Consider the following 15,375-nt stretch of genomic DNA (forward strand, 5'->3'; position numbering starts at 1 on the left):
ATGGTCACGCTACGCCGGCTCGATCGTCAGGAGATCCGGGAACAGCTCGAGCGCGAGCAGTTCGACGTGCTGGTTATCGGGGGTGGCATCACTGGGGCCGGTGTCGCGCTCGACGCGGCGGCGCGCGGCCTGCGCGTCGGCCTGGTAGAGCGGCGGGATTTCGCCAGTGGCACCAGTAGCTGGTCGACCAAGCTGGTGCACGGTGGCATCCGCTATCTGCCCCAGCTCGATATCGGTCTTGTGCACGAGGCGCTGGTCGAGCGCGGCCGGCTGATCCGGCTGGCTCCCTACCTGGTAGAGCCTTTGCCGTTCGTCTTGCCGCTCTACCGGTTCAACCGTCACCCCCTGGGACTGAAGCGAACGCCGCCGCCGGGATTGGCGATGAGTCTCTATGTGCGCGCTGGCCTGCTCGCCTACGACCTGCTGGCTGGCCGTCTCAACGTGGGGCGTCATCGCCGCCTGTCCCAGAGCGAGATCGCTCGCCTGGCACCCCTCTTGCAACGCGATGGGCTCTTCGATGCTTACGCCTACTATGACGCCAGGACAGACGACGCTCGCCTGGTCATGAACGTGCTGCTGACGGCCGTCCAGCACGGCGCAGTCGTCTGCAACTATTGCGAGGTCACCGGTTTCGAGCGGCAGAATGGCCGGCTCACGGCAGCCCGCGTGCGCGATACCCTGGATGGGCACGAGTTCGCTGTGCGTGCCCATGTCTTCGTCAACGCGACTGGAATCCACGGCGAGGAGGTCGAGCGGCTAACCGGCGATAGCCCGGAGGTGCACATCGTCCCCAGCAAGGGCGTGCACCTCGTGCTGCCGAGAGAGACTGTCCAGCTAGACGAAGCGGCGGTCGTGTTGCCGGAGACGAGCGACAAGCGGCTGCTCTTCGTCGTGCCCTGGGGGCCGCGGGCCATCCTGGGCACGACTGATACCGGGATGGGGCCGCTGGATGAGCCCCGGGCGGACGACGACGACATCGACTATCTGCTCGAGCACGCGAACCAGTACTGGACGCGACCGCTGTCCCGCCGTGACCTGGTCAGCGCCTACGCGGGGTACCGCCCGCTGATCCGGCGCGGCCTGGCCGAGTCGACTGCCCAGCTCTCCCGCTCCCACGTGCTGGTCGAGCACGAGAACGGGCTGATCTCGATCCTGGGTGGCAAGCTGACGACCTACCGGCACATGGCCGAGGAGACCGTCGATCGAGTCGCCGCCCGGCTCGGGCAGCCGAGCCGCCACGTGACGCACCGGCTCCCGCTCGTCGGCACGATCGGGCTGGCCGAAGCGCGCCCGCGGTTAGAGCGGCTGGCTGCCGAACTGGGGGTGGAGGCCAGCCTGCCGGCGCTGATTCACTCGCACGGCGTGGTTGCCGAGCTGGTGCTACAGCAGGTCGCAGAGGACGAGTCGCTCAGGCACCCCGTCGTACCCGATCTGCCGTACCTCCAGGCTCAGGTGGTGCACGCCTGCCGGTACGAGCTGGCGCAGACGCTGGCCGACGCGCTGGAGCGGCGGGTGTGGGTGCTGTTCGCCGATTGGGACCACGGCCTGCCTGCCCTGGAGAGGATCAGCGCCATCATGGCTCGGGAGTTGGGGTGGGACGAGGCGACCCGCCAGCGGGAGATCGAGCGCTACCGGCAACGGGTGCACTCCCTCTTCGGAACCGAGCGCGGCGTGGCAGAACGCCTGGCCCCGGCAGCGCCTGCCGGCACTCCAGGCGGGAGCTGAGGCGCCGGCGGGCGCCGTTTCCGGTATCGCTCCACCTGTTGGCGATGAGGCGAGCCGATTCACGGGGGACTGTCTACCGGGCTCGCCGCTGGTGATTCGTCCGGTCCTGAAGGGTTCAGGGGATCGCGACTGATCCTGTGCTGTCTGCTGCCCGCCCGAAGCTCGCGCCAGGCGTCCACGGAGGTCGTTACTCCGCCTGCTGGCCGGTGCTAAGATCATCGCTGTGAGAGCGTGCCTGTCTGCATGGCCGAAGGGCAATCCGCGATGACGGTGACCGATCGCCTGCTGCCACCGACCCAGGCTATCGAGATCATCCTGCGAGAGGTGCGACGCCTGCCGGTCGAGGTCGTGCCCCTGGCCGAGGCTGGCGACCGCGTGCTGGCCGAGCCGCTGGTCGCCGACCAGGATCTCCCTCCCTTCCCTGCCGCGACCATGGACGGCTTCGCGGTGATCCACGACGACACCTCCCCTTGGCGCGAGATCATCGCTGACCAGTTCGCCGGGCAGGTCGTCGACGTCGAGGTGACGCCCGGAACCGCTGCCCGGATCACGACCGGTGCGCCGTTACCGCGCGGCGCTGATGCAGTCGTGCCGGTCGAGCGGACCGAAGTGAGGGATGACCATGTAATCATCCTGCAAGACGACGTCCGGCCAGGCGAGAACGTCCGCCCAGTCGGGGCCGATCTGCGGCGGGGCGAGGTGCTCATCCCGGCAGGCACGGTGATCGGCCCAGCCGAGATCGGGCTGCTGGCCAGCCTGGGCCGGGCGCAAGTCGCGGTCAGCCGCCGGCCGCGGGTGAGCGTGCTCTCGACCGGAGACGAGCTGGTCGATCCCGACCAGGAGCCGGGGCCAGGCCAGATCCGCGACTCCAACCGCTTCTCGCTGGTGGTAGCCGCGCGGCGCGCCGGGGCCGACGTGGTCTGGTCCGGGCGCGGGCCGGACGACGCCGAGTCCCTGCGCCGAGTGCTGCTTGAGCGGTGTGCCGAGAGCGACGTGGTGCTGACGTCCGGCGGCGTCTCGGTGGGCGAGAAGGACCTGATTACCCGCATTCTCGACGACATCGGCACAGTGCACTTCCGGCGCCTCTTCATGAAGCCAGGCAAGCCGTTCCACTTCGCGTCCGTCGGCCAGGCCTACGTCTTCGGCCTGCCCGGCAACCCCGTCTCGGCCATCGTCGGGTTCGAGATCCTGGTGGCGACCGCGCTGCGGGCGATGACTGGCCAGCAGCCCGTGCTGCCGCGGCCAGTGACGGTCGTCCTGGAGCACGACGTGGAAAGCGGCGACCGGATCGAGTACCAGCGCGGTGTCGTCTGGGCGGACGGCGAGGGCGTGCTGCGCGCGCGCAACACCGGCTCGCAGTCTTCGGCCCGGCTGATGTCGCTGATCGGTGCCAACGCGTTCCTGCTGATCCCGCCGCGTGACCGGCTCTATCGAGCTGGCGAGCGGGTACGAGCCATCATCCGGGAGCCGATCGAGGGGCAGCCTGAAGGAGACGGCGGGTGGGAACCCGGCGGCTGAGCTGGCCGCTGGCCCTGCTCGCGCTGGTAGCCGCGCTGGCGAGCGCGAACGCCGGCGTGGCGGCCGGGCGGTGGCTCGACGTCTGGCGCGCGTTCGATGATCTCCGCGTCACCCTCACGGGTATCGAGGTGACGGACGACGAGAGCGCGGTGCTCGTGCGGCTGCGGCTGGAGAACGGCTCGGGCCGGACACTGCGGCTCTCGTCCGCGCGCGCTGGCCTCTGGCTCAATGGACGGAGCCTGACAGCGGGCGAGGCGAGCCTCAGCGAGGTGGAGCTTGTCCCGGGCGGTCGCTACGACCTCGAGCTACGTGCCGGCGTCTATGCCGATCTCCGCGACTATCTCCACCGCGAGCGGCAGGGTGGCCGGCTGGATTGGCAGGTGGCCGGCGAGGTGCGGTTGCGGGTCGATCGCCTCACCGACTGGGTACTGGTGCCGTATCTGGGCACCTGGGAGGAGCGAGGATGACCTCCCTGGCCCGAGCGCTCGTTGTCGCTTTCTTGGGTGGCGCGGCGTTCGCGGGCTGCTTCGGCTCGGCCTCGGTGGCCTTGGGGCCTCTGGCGCCGGTCCGGCTGCCGATCTGGGGGATGGCACTGGGCATGATCCTAGTCGGGACGCTGGTGACCCTGGCCACCGTCGAGCTCCGCCGCTCGCTCGTGGAGGTGGCGGCAGCGGCGCTGTTCGGTGGAGTATTCACCTGGGGCCTGCTGGCTGGGCCGGGGATCGTCGTGCCGGCCTACGCGGTGCGGCTGAGCAACTACGGGCTGACGCAGGCGGTGCTGGCGGCGCTGTTGGGGCTCCTCTGCGGGCTAGTCGGCCTGTTGCTCGGGGCCGCCGTCAACAGCGGCCTGCGCGATCTCGAGGTGTAGCTGGTGACCTGACGAGGGGAGATGGAGCATGCCTGGGGGACGACCGGTAGAGGCGGAGGATCTGCTGCGGATCCGGGTCGTGAGCGATCCGCAGGTATCCCCGGACGGCCGGCTCGTCGCCTTCGTGGTCACGACGCCCGACTGGGAGAGGAACCGCGCCTTGAGCCGCATCTGGGTCGTGCCGGTCGAGGGCGGGTCTCCCCGAGCGCTGACGCGGGAGGGGGCGCGCGACCACTCTCCGCGCTGGTCGCCTGATGGCCGCTGGCTTGCGTTCCTCTCCGACCGGGGTGGCGAGAAGAGTCAGCTCTGGTGCCTGCCGGTGGAGGGCGGCGAGGCCTGGCAGGTGACCCGGCTCAGCGAGGGGGTGGAGAGCCCGGCCTGGTCGCCCGATGGTCGCGCCATCGCCTTCGTCAGCAAGGTGCGGATCGGCGAGGAACGGCCGGATACCGACGTGCGGGTCATCCGCACCGCCCGCTACCGCTTCGACGGCGAGGGCTTCCTCGACGACAAGTACCGCCAGATCTGGGTGGTCGACGTCGACTCGGAGCGCCGCGTCACCGGGGAGCCGCGCCAGCTCACCGAGGGCCCCTACGAGCACCGGTCACCCGCTTGGTCGCCATCTGGGAACGAGCTGGCCTTCACCGCCGCGCGCTACCCTGGCTGGGAACTCGATGTCCGCAGCGATATCTGGGCTGTTCGTCCCGACGGCGATGGGCTACGGCAGGTCACGCAGTCGCCGGGTACTTGGGGCCGCCCCGTCTGGTCGCCCGACGGCGCGCGGATCGCGCTGGTCGGCGCGCGCGACCTGACACGGGCCGACGACTCGAACCAGCTCCTCTGGGTCGTGCCCGCGGCCGGCGGCGCGCCGCAGCCGCTGACCGGGCGGCTGGATCGCTGGGTGGGCGACCACATCATGGGTGATCTAGCGGAGTACCCAGCCGGACCGGCAGCCTGGTGGGCGCCCGACGGGAGCCGGCTCTGGTTCCTGGCCAGCGACCAGGGGAACACCCACCTGTTCGAGGTCTCGAGCGCGGGCGGAGAGGTGCGGCGGATCGTCGGCGGGCGACGCCGGATCATCAGCGTCGCGCCCCTGCCAGGGGGCCGTGGCTTCGTGTTCCTGGCCAGCACCCCGACCGACCCCGGAGACCTGTTCGCCTGCGGGCCGGACGGCGAGGGGGAGCGGCGGCTGACCGACCTCAACCGTGGCTGGAGGCAGAGCGTCTGGCTGGGCGAGCCGGAGGAGTTCTGGGTGACCGCGCCGGACGGCGCGCCGGTGCACGCCTGGCTGCTGCGGCCGCGAGGTGCCCGGTCCGGCGCGCTGAGCCCGCTGATCGTGCAGGTGCACGGCGGGCCGCACACGCTGTACGGCAACGGCTTCATGCACGAGTTCCAGATGCTGGCGAGCCGGGGCTACGCGGTGCTCTACGCCAACCCCCGCGGGAGCGTCGGCTATGGGGAGTCCTTCACCCAGGGGCTGCACCGGGCCTGGGGCGAAGCCGACCTCCCGGACGTATTGGCATGCCTCGATGCCGCCATCGCCCGCGGGGGTATCGACGTGCGGCGGATCGGCATCACTGGCGGCTCCTACGGCGGCTACCTGACGAACTGGGCGATCGCGCACAGCGACCGGTTCAAGGCGGCGGTGACCCAGCGCTGCGTCTCCAACCTGGTCAGCACCTACGGCACCGACGATATCAGCCTGAGCTGGAACCGGGCCACGTTCGGGGCGGAGGTCTGGGAGGACTACGACCTCTACTGGCGGCTCTCGCCGATCGCGTATGTCGACCGGATCGCGACGCCGCTGCTGATCATCCTCCAGGAGGAGGACTACCGGTGCCCTGCCGAGCAGTCCGAGCAGCTCTTCACCGCGCTCAAGCGGCGGCGCCAGGTGGTCGAGCTCCTGCGCTTCCCCGGCGAGAGCCACGGCATGTCGCGCGCCGGGCAGCCGCGGCATCGGGTCGAGCGACTGAAGGCGATCGCCGGCTGGTTCGACCGCTGGCTGTGACCGCGAGCGCGGAGCGCGTTCCATCATCGGCTTCCGAGTGAACTCCTCCGCTTCGGTCAGCTCCTGCTAGAGCGACCTGCGCCCCCGTGGACGCGAAGCGGCGAGCCGCCGGCCGGCCGCGACCAGGAGAGCTAGCAGCGAAGGCACGACCACAGCCGGCGCGCTCGTTCGCATCGGAGAGACTGCTCGCCGCGCTCCCTCGTATCCGCCGGGCCAGCCGGGGGATACTGCCGAGGGTACCAGCAAACCGACGCGTACCGCGCGGCGGCCGCAGGGTACGCTTCTATGCTCCGCGGCCTCGGCGTGCTAGGCTAGGGCGCATCGTAGATACCACTGATGCGAGCGGGCCGGACGAGCGGGGTAGCGTTCCATGGCGAGCGGGAGCGAGCGATCACACCGGCTCTCGTGGGAGCAAGCGCTCGCCTGGCGGATGGAGCGGCACCACCTGGCCCAGCGGGCTGCACCCGCCGACCTCGTGCGGGTAGCCAGTGACCTCTGTGGCTTGCACGCCCAGCTCATGTCCTCGGTCGAGCTGAGCCTCTGGGCGCGGATCGAGGGCCTGGAGCCCGGCGCGCTGGACGAGGCGCTGTGGGAGCGCCGGGATCTGGTAAAGACGTGGGCCATGCGCGGCACCCTCCACCTGCTGCCAGCGGCCGAGCTGGGACTCTGGCTCGCTGCGCTGGGTACCCATACCGGCTACGGGAATAACCGGGCGGTCACCAGCAGGCTGGCAGAAGCTGTCGCCGGGGCGCTCGATGGCCGGGCGCTCACACGCGAGGAGCTGGCGCAGGCGGTCGAGCAGAGGACCGGTTCGCGGGAGTTCGGCGAGTGGATGAGGTTTAGCTGGGGCTCCTACTTGAAGGCGCTGGCCTTCCGCGGCCTCGTCTGCTTCGCGCCCGGCGCCCGCGGGCGGGTGCGGTTCACCACGCCGAGCACCTCTGGGTCGGCGACCGGCTGGCGACCTGGGAGCCGGAGGAGGCGCTCCGCGAGGTCACGCGCCGCTTCTTGGCTACCTACGCGCCGGCCACGGCCGAGGATCTGGCTCGCTGGTGGGGTGTCGGCCCAGCACGGGCGCACCGCATGCTGGCCGCGCTCGGCGACGACATCGTGCAGGTGTGGCTCGACGAGAGACCGCGCTGGGCTCTGGCGCGGGATGTCGAGCATCTGGCTCGGGCTGCGCCGCCCGGCGTCGTTCGGTTACTGCCGGCGTTCGACCCCTGGGTCGCGGGCGCGTCGCGCGCCGAGCCCGCCGCGCTGGAGCCGCGCTATAGGGAACGGGTCTTCCGGCCACAGGGCTGGATCTCGCCGGTGCTGCTGCTGGACGGCCGGATGGCAGGCGTGTGGGCATATACGCGACGCGGCCGCCGCCTGCGCGTCGAGGTCGAGCCCTTCGACGGCCTGCCCGCCTGGGCTCGTGAGCAGATCGAGGCCGAGGCTCAGCGGCTCGCCGTCTTCCTCGGGAGCCAGCTCGATCTCCACTGGCATCTCCCCTCGTCTCCTTCATTGACATAACATTGACAATATCGCTGCCTCGGAGTACCCTGGAGCGGAGCGTCGCTTCGAAGGCGCGTCGCTCCAGTATCTGATGCGTTCGGGCAAAGGAGAGACACCGATGGAATCCTGGGTGTGGCTTGGACTGATCGCGCTGGCCCTGGTAGCGGGGATGCTGGCCGCCTGGCTGGTTCTGCAGCGGAGGCGGAGCACGTACCTGCGCGAGCGGTTCGGGCCGGAGTACGAGCGGACGGTGCAGCAGATCGGCGATCGGCGCCGGGCCGAGACCGAGCTCGAGCGGCGAGAGAAGCGGGTCGAGCAGTTGCAGATTCGGCCCCTGCCGCTGAGCGAAGCCCAGCGTTTCGCTGATGCCTGGCGACAGGTCCAGGCGCGCTTCGTGGATGATCCGAGCGGCGCGGTGGCCGACGCGGACCGGCTCGTCGCCGAGGTGATGCAGGCGCGCGGTTACCCGGTCGGGGACTTCGAGCAGCGCGCGGCTGACATCTCGGTTGACCATCCTGACGTGGTGGAGCACTACCGGGCTGCGCACCGGATCGCGCTCGCTAACGAGCGAGGCCAGGCGACCACTGAGGACTTGCGGCAAGCGATGGTCCATTACCGAGCGCTCTTCGGTCATCTGCTGGAGACTGAAGGCATCGTGGAATCCGGCCGGAAGGCGTGACACGCGGACCGCGCCGGCATCTTCGCGGGCGTGGTGTAAGACGGAGGATAGACGATGGACGAGCGTTGGGCTGAGCAACCGACGACCGAAGACCTGGCCAGAGCCGGTGAGCGGCCACGGGTAGAGCGCCCGGATCAGCCGGACATCGCCGAGAGCGAGGCGGCGCGGGCCGAGATACGAGCGACCTCCGCGCCTGGAGCGGCAGCGCCGGTGGAGGCGACACCGCTGTTCGAGGCGGACGAGGCCGAGCGGTTCCGCTCGCATTGGACCGAGATCCAGGCGGGCTTCGTCGATGAGCCGCGGCAGGCAGTCGAGCAGGCCGACAAGCTGGTTGCCCAGATCATCAAGCGACTCGCCGAGATCTTCGCCGATGAGCGGAGCCGGCTCGAGGGCCAGTGGGCCCAGGGCGGCGATGTCTCGACCGAGGATCTGCGGGTGGCGCTCCAGCGCTACCGCTCGCTCTTCGACCGCCTGCTTTCGGTCTAGCCCCCGGCAGGGGCGGTGCGGGCTGGCCGTATGCTCGTACCCGGCAGGCTGCCAGGAGGCGGACAGTTCGCCGCGGATGACCTGTTCTGTTGCAGGGGCGACCGGCCGGTCGCCCCTGCAACGTGGTAGGGGCGAAGGATTGTTCGCCCCTACCCTAACGAAGGCGAGGCTGGCGGGTGGTGCCGCTGTGCCGCATCCCGGGCCGCAGGCAACGGGCAATCAGAGGAGCCCGGTCGTGGGAGCTAGTAGGCAATCGCCCCCACACCCTACGACGCTTCACCCAGCGTGCGCCAGGCCAGCGCGACGTGGAAGCGCGTCGCCGCGAGCAGGCTCTCGATCCCGGCCGATTCGTCGATGTTGTGTGCGCCGCTCTTGGATGGGTCGTCGTCCGGGTGGCTCGGCACGAAGCCGTAGGTGACGTTGCCGAGCGGTCGCACGAAGCGCGAGTCGGTGAAGCCGACGGTCAGCCCGGGGACGAAGGCCAGGTCGTCGCGGCCCAGCGCGTCGCGGGTCGCTTGCTCCACCAGCGCGCGGAACGGGTGGTCGTAGGGCGACTGGTTGGAGATGGCCGTCTCGACCACCTCGATCGTGACGCCGTCGAGCCCGGCGAGCAGGCGCTCCAGCTCCTGCCGGACGTACTCGCGATCTTGCCACGGCAAGGTACGGACATCGCAGGTGACCAGGCAGCGCTCGGCCACGCTGTTGGACTTCACCCCACCGTGGATCATAGTGGCGACGAGCGTCATCCGCGAGGCGGCGCGGAGCATGGACGCCAGGTTGACGTCGCGCGCCTCGATCTGCTCCAGGACGGCGTCGATCGTCTCGTCGGTCACCGGCCCGTCGACCCCTGCCAGGGTATCGAGGTGGCGGAAGAGGTCGTGAGCGGTGGAGACCTGTGGGCGATAGGAGCGCACCCGGCGGATCACCTCTTCCGCCTTGTAGATGGCATTGTCCGCTCGCCACGGCTGCGAGGCGTGCCAGCCGCGGCCCTTGATCCGCAGGTGCACCTCGAGCCTGCCCTTCTCACCGGTAGGAATGGGGTACACGAGCCGGCCGCCCGAGCGGATCGGCCAGCCGCCGCCCTCGTTGATGGCGTAGTCGGCGCGCAGTAGCTCTGGGTAGTGCTGGGCCATCCAGCCGAAGCCGAAGGCGCCGCCGGCCTCCTCGTCGGCGCAGCTCGCCAGCGCGAGCGTGCCCCGGAGTGGGACACCGGCACGCTGGAGCAGCTTGAGCGCCATGGCCTGCGCGGCGACGGTCGACTTCATATCGGCGGCGCCGCGGCCCCAGATGCGGCCCTCGGCGATCATCCCGCCGAAGGGCGGGTGGGTCCACTGGCTCTCGTCCTCCACCGGCACCACGTCGGTGTGCGACATATAGAGCAATCGCGGGCCGGAGCCCGAGCCGATGGAGGCGACGATGTTGCCGCGGTGCTCGGCGGAGCGGAAGATCTGCGATTCGATGCCGTCCTCGGCTAGCGAGCGCTGCAGCAACTCGGCCGCGGCCAGCTCGTGCCCGCTCTCCGGCGTACCGTCGTTGACCGTCGGGATGCGCACCAGCTCCTGGGTGAGCGCGATCACCTCGTCGCGCGCATCGTCGACCATCCGGAGCAGTTGGTCCAACCGGTTCGCCATCCTTGCCCCCTCGCAGGCTCAGGAACCGCACCGTCATAGCGGCATGGTATGTCGCTTCCCGCCAGCGGGCAACGGTGGGCGCTCGAGCTGGGCCGCGCGCATACCCGTTCTCGATGGGGCGAGCCGGTGACCGGAGTTCTGCCCTGGGATACCGAAGCTGGTGAGTGCCGCGCTGCAGCCGGACATGGAAGCTCGACGCGGGATCACGCCCGGCGGCATGGCGAGGGTACCGGTGGGTCGAAGGAGGGCGCGATCGCCTACCCCTCTGGTTCTCCAGTGCCCCTCCTCGGTCTCCCCTCGCTCGCGACGACGGTCTCGCGGCCTCGAGCGACGTCTCAGTCGTCTCGGTGCCAGGCGCTCGCGGTGAACCGTCGCCTCACGCCCGAGCTACTGAGGGATCGGAGTCAGGAGACAGGCGGGGTGCTGTGGCCGAAGGCCTGCTGGTAGGCTGCCTCGCTGCCGATCCAGACCTCGCCGTCCTCGTAGACCTCCTTCTTCCAGATGGGCGCGATCTGCTTCAGCCGGTCGATAGCGTAGCGGCAGGCATCGAAGGCTTCGGCCCGGTGGGGGGAGGCGACCGCGATGACGACGGAGGCTTCGCCGATCTCGACCCGTCCCACCCGGTGGACGATGGCCACGCGGTCGATGCCCCAGCGTTCCTGGATCTCGCTGGCGATCTGCCGGAAGGCCTGCTCGGCGGCCGGCGGGTAGGCCTCGTACTCCAGGTAGTGGACGGCTTTGCCGCGCGCGGTAGCGCGCACCGTGCCGGTGAAGGTGACGACGGCCCCGGCGCCCGGCCAGGCGACGGCCCTGGCCACGGACTCAGCATCGAGCGGATCGGTGGTGATCGCGAAGGGGCCGGACCCGCCGGAGACGGGCGGGATCAGGGCCACCTCGTCGCCCTCCTGGAGCACGTGCTCGGGCGGCACGTACTGGTAGTTCACCATCAGCATCGTCGAGCGCCGGAGCCGCTCGATAGCCGGGTGCTCGCGGGCCAGCTCGTCGAGCAGGTGGCCAGCGGTGGTGCCGGCCGGCAGCTCGCGCTCCTCGACGGCCCGGCCGAGCAGCTCGCGGACGATAGCGAAGTAGCGGACAGTGACGCGCATAGCGGTGCTCCGAGAAGGGACGCAAGACGAGCGATCAACGGTTACTGGCCTTCGCCGGGCCGAGCTGAAGCCGCAGGCTGAGGACGAGCAAGCCGATGCCGATGCCGGTCAGCAGCCCGCCGGCGAAGTCGTCGAGCTGGATACCAGGCCCGTGCTCGACGAGCGAGCGCGCGGCCTCGAGAGCGCTGCCGCAGAAGAAGAGCAGTGCCGCGTTGCGTGAGACAGTCGGCACGCCGGACGCCCCTCCCGATTGCACAAGACGGACGCGCTGCTTTCCTGCAGATAGCGTGCCAGAGGCCGCAGCCCCTGGTCAAGTGAGGGGACTGCCCGGATCCCCAGTTTCCACCGTTGTGGCCAATGCAGTGAAGGGCAATGCCCCTCCCGCATTTTCGATACCGCAGGTGTCAGCATCTCAGAGCCTGTGCCCGTGGTTTGCTCGCTCGTCGGTTCTCGCGGCACAGCGAGCCTTTTCTGTGAGGTGCATGACTTTCTAATCCTCGAGCGGAGGACCCGAGTTCGGTCACGGGTAAACCTTTTCGAGAGCTTCCCGAGGGACTGACCGGTGATCTCCGGGTGGTGTCCCCTCTTGCATTACCGTATCGTTACTTTTCCGTTACTTTCAACTCGTATCGAACGTGCCGACCCTCGCCGGCTGGCACCAGGATGCCTCGTTGAACGAGATCGTTCAGGTCGAGGTATGCTGTCTTGTTGGAAACCCCTGTGAGCTGGCGGTACTCACGGTTAGTGATGCTGCCCCGATGCCTCACGAACACCACCGCTTGGATCTGACGCTCCTGCAGGCCAAGCTTCCGCAGCCTCGTGGGGGTATACAAATCGTTGATGAAGACGACCCTGACGCCGCCAGCGTCTTCCCTAAACTCGGGTTCCGGTAACCCAGCTTGTCGGCACTGTTCAATGATGCGCGTGGTTCCCGTTCCCCATTGCTCTATTAGGTTGGCGAAGTAGAAGGCTCTCGCCAGGAGGGGGTTGCGCGGGTAAGATGGGTGCCCTGGTTGACGCAAGTCGTCGATAGTGATCCCAGGCGGTAGTCCACCCGGGCTCCAAATCTCGAGGCGATCGTCGTACAAACGTATTTGAACGTCCGCGGACAACGTATAATCTCGATGGATCAAAGCATTGATCATCGCTTCACGGAGTGCGGGCAACGGGTACTCCCACACCTCCTGACGGCGTAAGCCTTCGAGAGACAGTTGTCCGCTCGTGACCTCAAATCGTACCTGGAGGAGGCGGCGGAAACGCTCCGTGGCGCCTTCCAGTTGAGCCCAGAGCGTCCCCTCGAACTCATGACTGTCTGCGATCTCTGTAACACCCTTGAAGACACCGACGCGGAGCCGAGCCTGCGGGAACAACTCCTGCGGTCTCTCAGCGAACAACAGAGCGCCAGCTCGGGTAAGCCGGTTCTCGCGGATGAGCCCCAGATTCTTTAACGTAAGGATGGGATCTTCTGGGTCGACCTGGGGTAGGCGATCTCGTGCTAAGGATGCGAATCTCCGATGTGCCTCCCTGTCGACGCGATCCGGTCCCCAGGGCGTTGGCAGCTCGTTCCAAGTCAGCGCTGAATGTTCGAGCACGCGGCGGGTCAGCTCCTCAGGGGTGAAATCGCGGTTCGTATTACCCACTCGGCGCAGGTAGCGGCCATTGCAATGGACCAGCTCTCGCACCGGCTCAACCTGGATCGCAATCACTGGTCTCCCGGACACTTCCTCGATCTGTACGGATGGCGCGATCCCTAGACGAGACCTGATCACATTGACGATGCGGCGGATGTGCTCCTCACCAGTTTCGGTCCCGATAACCTCACCATCGTCTGCAATGCCAATGTAAAGCGTCCCGCCTCGGGTATTGGCGAAAGCCGCGAGGTCTTTAAGGGCCTCATCGGTCCACTGGCGTTTCAGCTCGATCTGCTCTCCCTCGCGTAGTTCCATCCCGCAGTCTCTCCAATCCCGAGGGTTCCAGGACTCCAGCTAGCCCTGGCTGCTTCGGCGCGCCCCTGTTCGGCCTCCCGCAGCAGCGCGACTACCTCTTCGAGCGGAAGCGATTCCTTCGTTCGCTCCCTGCGGCGTACCGGCTGGACGATGGCGTCGAGGACCACCACGAAGCTATCTTACCGGTCTATCGTCCGGCAGGATACGTCCGCGAATCAGGGGCGTCAACTCACGCCTACGGGACAGCGTTATGGTCTTATGGACAGGAAAGCCAGGCGCGATAGCAGGTTCAGCGGCGAAGTCGCAAGTACCAGGTTTCCTCATAGCTACCGAGTGAAGCCGGCCTGCGGGCATAACGTAATTAAGAGCTGATAGGATCGGGGCGGTGGGGGATTGCCGTTGTTTCCCTGTCTCCCGTGTACTGCTACCCGCTCTGATCTGAGACAACGGTGCGTTCATGGTTGGTCGTGATCGTGCTGTCCCTGTCCCTGGCCTTCACGGTGGTGCTCGGAGCCGGCGTTGTCCGAGCGGAGGCTCGTCAGCGTGCTTGGGGAAGGCTTCTCGCCGCGGATCGACGGCGTGACCGTGGTCGTACCGAGGCATTCCGCCCGCTCCCGGCGGAGACGGGCAGCGATGCTCACTGCACCTTCATCCGCGAGACCGGGCACCGGCTCTGCTTCGGCTTCCGCGCCTACTGGCAGTCGCATGGGCTGGAGTTCGGGGATCCCGGGTGAGCTTCTGGGAGTCGCTCGCGCTCTTCGGCTACCCGATCAGCGAGGAGTTCACCAACCCGGCCAGGGGCCTGACCGTGCAGTGCTTTCGAGCGAGCGCACTTCGAGTACCACCCGAACACCCGGAACCGTACCGGATACAGCTCGGGAGGCTGGGCGCGGATACCCTCGCTGCCCGCGGCTGGTGAGCGGCTCGCCAGCCATGCACCGAAGAGCGCTTTGAGGGTTCAGCCATCGGCATATGGACCGCGAAGTGCATTCCGCCAGGGCTCGGCGCCGGGTGGCTGGGGATGCGGGTCAGGGTACTACTGCGCGTTTCGCCCGTTCTGCCTGCGCTGCGAGGGACGAACACGGATGCGGTTCTCCTCGATGACGGTGAAACATCCTTCCCAGGTAATCGAGCTTTCTAATGCGGCGGTCACCCTGTCTGCCAGTTCTTCGGGAGAGGGGTGCATTCAGCCGCAGTCGAACGATGCCGGAAGATGCCGGGAGACCGGCATGAAAGGCGAGCGCTCCGAAATCCTTGTCGAAGGTCATCAGGTTTCGATCCTCGGTAGCTGCCCTCCGCAGGATCTTCCTATCTGGCCAACCCGGATTCTCTACCCTTATCCACGCAACGTCGTGACCGAGCTCTCTCAGCCGGTCGATGACTGCGGCAGGCACGTTTTCGTTCGCAAGGAGTCGCATCATGGCCCTATTGGATAGACGCGCTCGGTGCTCAAAACCTCTTGCGCATACCGCAGGCAGGCGCGGATGTCCTCGATTGTTACCCCCGGGTAGTTCCGGAGGATGTCCTCTTCCGACCAGCCTTGTGAGAGCAGGTCGATAATGAACTCCACGGCGAGCCGCGTGCCCCTGATCACCGGTTTGCCCATGAGAACCTCCGGGTCGACCGTGATCCGCTCTCGCCAGTCCATGACGTTGCTCCCATCACGCAATCACTGCCCAGGCGTTACCGGCGCCAACTATCCTCTGCGCGTCTCCACCAATGGTACCTGGTCATCTCTGCTCGATCACCTGTGCGACGGCTCCCACCCTGCCTGCCCATCGTGCGACCTCACTGGCGAGGCGCCTGCGAGCTCTGTCCGGCTCGAAATGGTCACCGGCGAGGGGAATTTACCACGCCCCGAGGACGCGGTGCTCTCGAACGCTCTCGCCAGGTGTCGGGTGCGTCTCTCTCCCGACC

At 68.1% G+C, this 15,375-nt stretch carries 15 protein-coding genes and 1 pseudogene; 10 read left to right on the plus strand and 6 right to left on the minus strand.

The window, feature by feature from the left end; all coding sequences use genetic code 11:
- From NET02_RS04210 to NET02_RS04250, 8 genes and pseudogenes are all read left to right on the plus strand, one after another.
- Positions 1–1,725, plus strand: a complete 1,725-nt coding sequence (locus tag NET02_RS04210; protein ID WP_284056123.1) for a glycerol-3-phosphate dehydrogenase/oxidase — start codon at positions 1–3, stop codon at positions 1,723–1,725.
- Positions 1,726–1,989: 264 nt separating this feature from the next.
- Positions 1,990–3,243 carry a molybdopterin molybdotransferase MoeA gene (locus NET02_RS04215; protein ID WP_284056124.1) on the plus strand — a complete coding sequence of 418 codons (1,254 nt, stop codon included), beginning with the start codon at positions 1,990–1,992 and terminating at the stop codon, positions 3,241–3,243.
- On the plus strand, positions 3,225–3,710 hold the full coding sequence (locus NET02_RS04220; RefSeq protein ID WP_284056125.1) for a hypothetical protein: 486 nt from the start codon (positions 3,225–3,227) through the stop codon (positions 3,708–3,710). The genes NET02_RS04215 and NET02_RS04220 overlap by 19 nt, the downstream gene beginning before the upstream one ends.
- A complete protein-coding gene (locus NET02_RS04225) occupies positions 3,707–4,111 on the plus strand; it encodes a hypothetical protein (protein WP_284056126.1) in 405 nt (134 codons plus the stop codon). The genes NET02_RS04220 and NET02_RS04225 overlap by 4 nt, the downstream gene beginning before the upstream one ends.
- A 28-nt stretch (positions 4,112–4,139) precedes the next feature.
- Positions 4,140–6,116 carry a S9 family peptidase gene (locus NET02_RS04230; RefSeq protein WP_284056127.1) on the plus strand — a complete coding sequence of 659 codons (1,977 nt, stop codon included), beginning with the start codon at positions 4,140–4,142 and terminating at the stop codon, positions 6,114–6,116.
- A 517-nt stretch (positions 6,117–6,633) separates the two neighbouring features.
- Positions 6,634–7,628: pseudogene (locus tag NET02_RS16660) on the plus strand (winged helix DNA-binding domain-containing protein).
- Between the two features lie 100 nt (positions 7,629–7,728).
- Complete coding sequence (locus NET02_RS04245; protein ID WP_284056129.1) at positions 7,729–8,289, plus strand: hypothetical protein; 561 nt, start codon at positions 7,729–7,731, stop codon at positions 8,287–8,289.
- Between the two features lie 54 nt (positions 8,290–8,343).
- Positions 8,344–8,775, plus strand: a complete 432-nt coding sequence (locus NET02_RS04250) for a hypothetical protein (RefSeq protein WP_284056130.1) — start codon at positions 8,344–8,346, stop codon at positions 8,773–8,775.
- A 266-nt stretch (positions 8,776–9,041) separates the two neighbouring features.
- On the opposite strand, the gene NET02_RS04255 is transcribed toward NET02_RS04250, so the two are convergent.
- From NET02_RS04255 to NET02_RS04270, 4 genes are all read right to left on the minus strand, one after another.
- On the minus strand, positions 9,042–10,406 hold the full coding sequence (locus tag NET02_RS04255; RefSeq protein WP_284056131.1) for a M20 family metallopeptidase: 1,365 nt from the start codon (positions 10,404–10,406) through the stop codon (positions 9,042–9,044).
- A gap of 404 nt (positions 10,407–10,810) precedes the next feature.
- On the minus strand, positions 10,811–11,512 hold the full coding sequence (gene moaD / locus NET02_RS04260) for a molybdopterin converting factor subunit 1 (RefSeq protein ID WP_284056132.1): 702 nt from the start codon (positions 11,510–11,512) through the stop codon (positions 10,811–10,813).
- Between the two features lie 34 nt (positions 11,513–11,546).
- Positions 11,547–11,744, minus strand: a complete 198-nt coding sequence (locus NET02_RS04265) for a hypothetical protein (protein ID WP_284056133.1) — start codon at positions 11,742–11,744, stop codon at positions 11,547–11,549.
- A gap of 370 nt (positions 11,745–12,114) precedes the next feature.
- Positions 12,115–13,458, minus strand: coding sequence for a helix-turn-helix domain-containing protein (locus NET02_RS04270; protein ID WP_284056134.1), 1,344 nt, complete (start codon positions 13,456–13,458; stop codon positions 12,115–12,117).
- A gap of 449 nt (positions 13,459–13,907) precedes the next feature.
- Here NET02_RS04270 and NET02_RS04275 point away from each other — a divergent pair, with 449 nt between their 5' ends.
- Complete coding sequence (locus tag NET02_RS04275; protein WP_284056135.1) at positions 13,908–14,192, plus strand: hypothetical protein; 285 nt, start codon at positions 13,908–13,910, stop codon at positions 14,190–14,192.
- Complete coding sequence (locus tag NET02_RS04280) at positions 14,189–14,377, plus strand: hypothetical protein (RefSeq protein WP_284056136.1); 189 nt, start codon at positions 14,189–14,191, stop codon at positions 14,375–14,377. The genes NET02_RS04275 and NET02_RS04280 overlap by 4 nt, the downstream gene beginning before the upstream one ends.
- A gap of 109 nt (positions 14,378–14,486) precedes the next feature.
- On the opposite strand, the gene NET02_RS16555 is transcribed toward NET02_RS04280, so the two are convergent.
- Together NET02_RS16555 and NET02_RS04285 are read right to left on the minus strand one after the other, a co-directional pair.
- Positions 14,487–14,879, minus strand: coding sequence for a DUF5615 family PIN-like protein (locus NET02_RS16555; protein ID WP_347710995.1), 393 nt, complete (start codon positions 14,877–14,879; stop codon positions 14,487–14,489).
- Entirely contained in the window at positions 14,876–15,106 is a 231-nt protein-coding gene (locus tag NET02_RS04285; RefSeq protein ID WP_284056137.1) for a DUF433 domain-containing protein, read from the minus strand. The genes NET02_RS16555 and NET02_RS04285 overlap by 4 nt, the downstream gene beginning before the upstream one ends.
- Between the last annotated feature and the right edge of the window lie 269 nt (positions 15,107–15,375).

The organism is Thermalbibacter longus (assembly GCF_023806485.1).
Lineage (GTDB): Bacteria > Chloroflexota > Chloroflexia > Thermomicrobiales > Thermomicrobiaceae > Thermalbibacter > Thermalbibacter longus.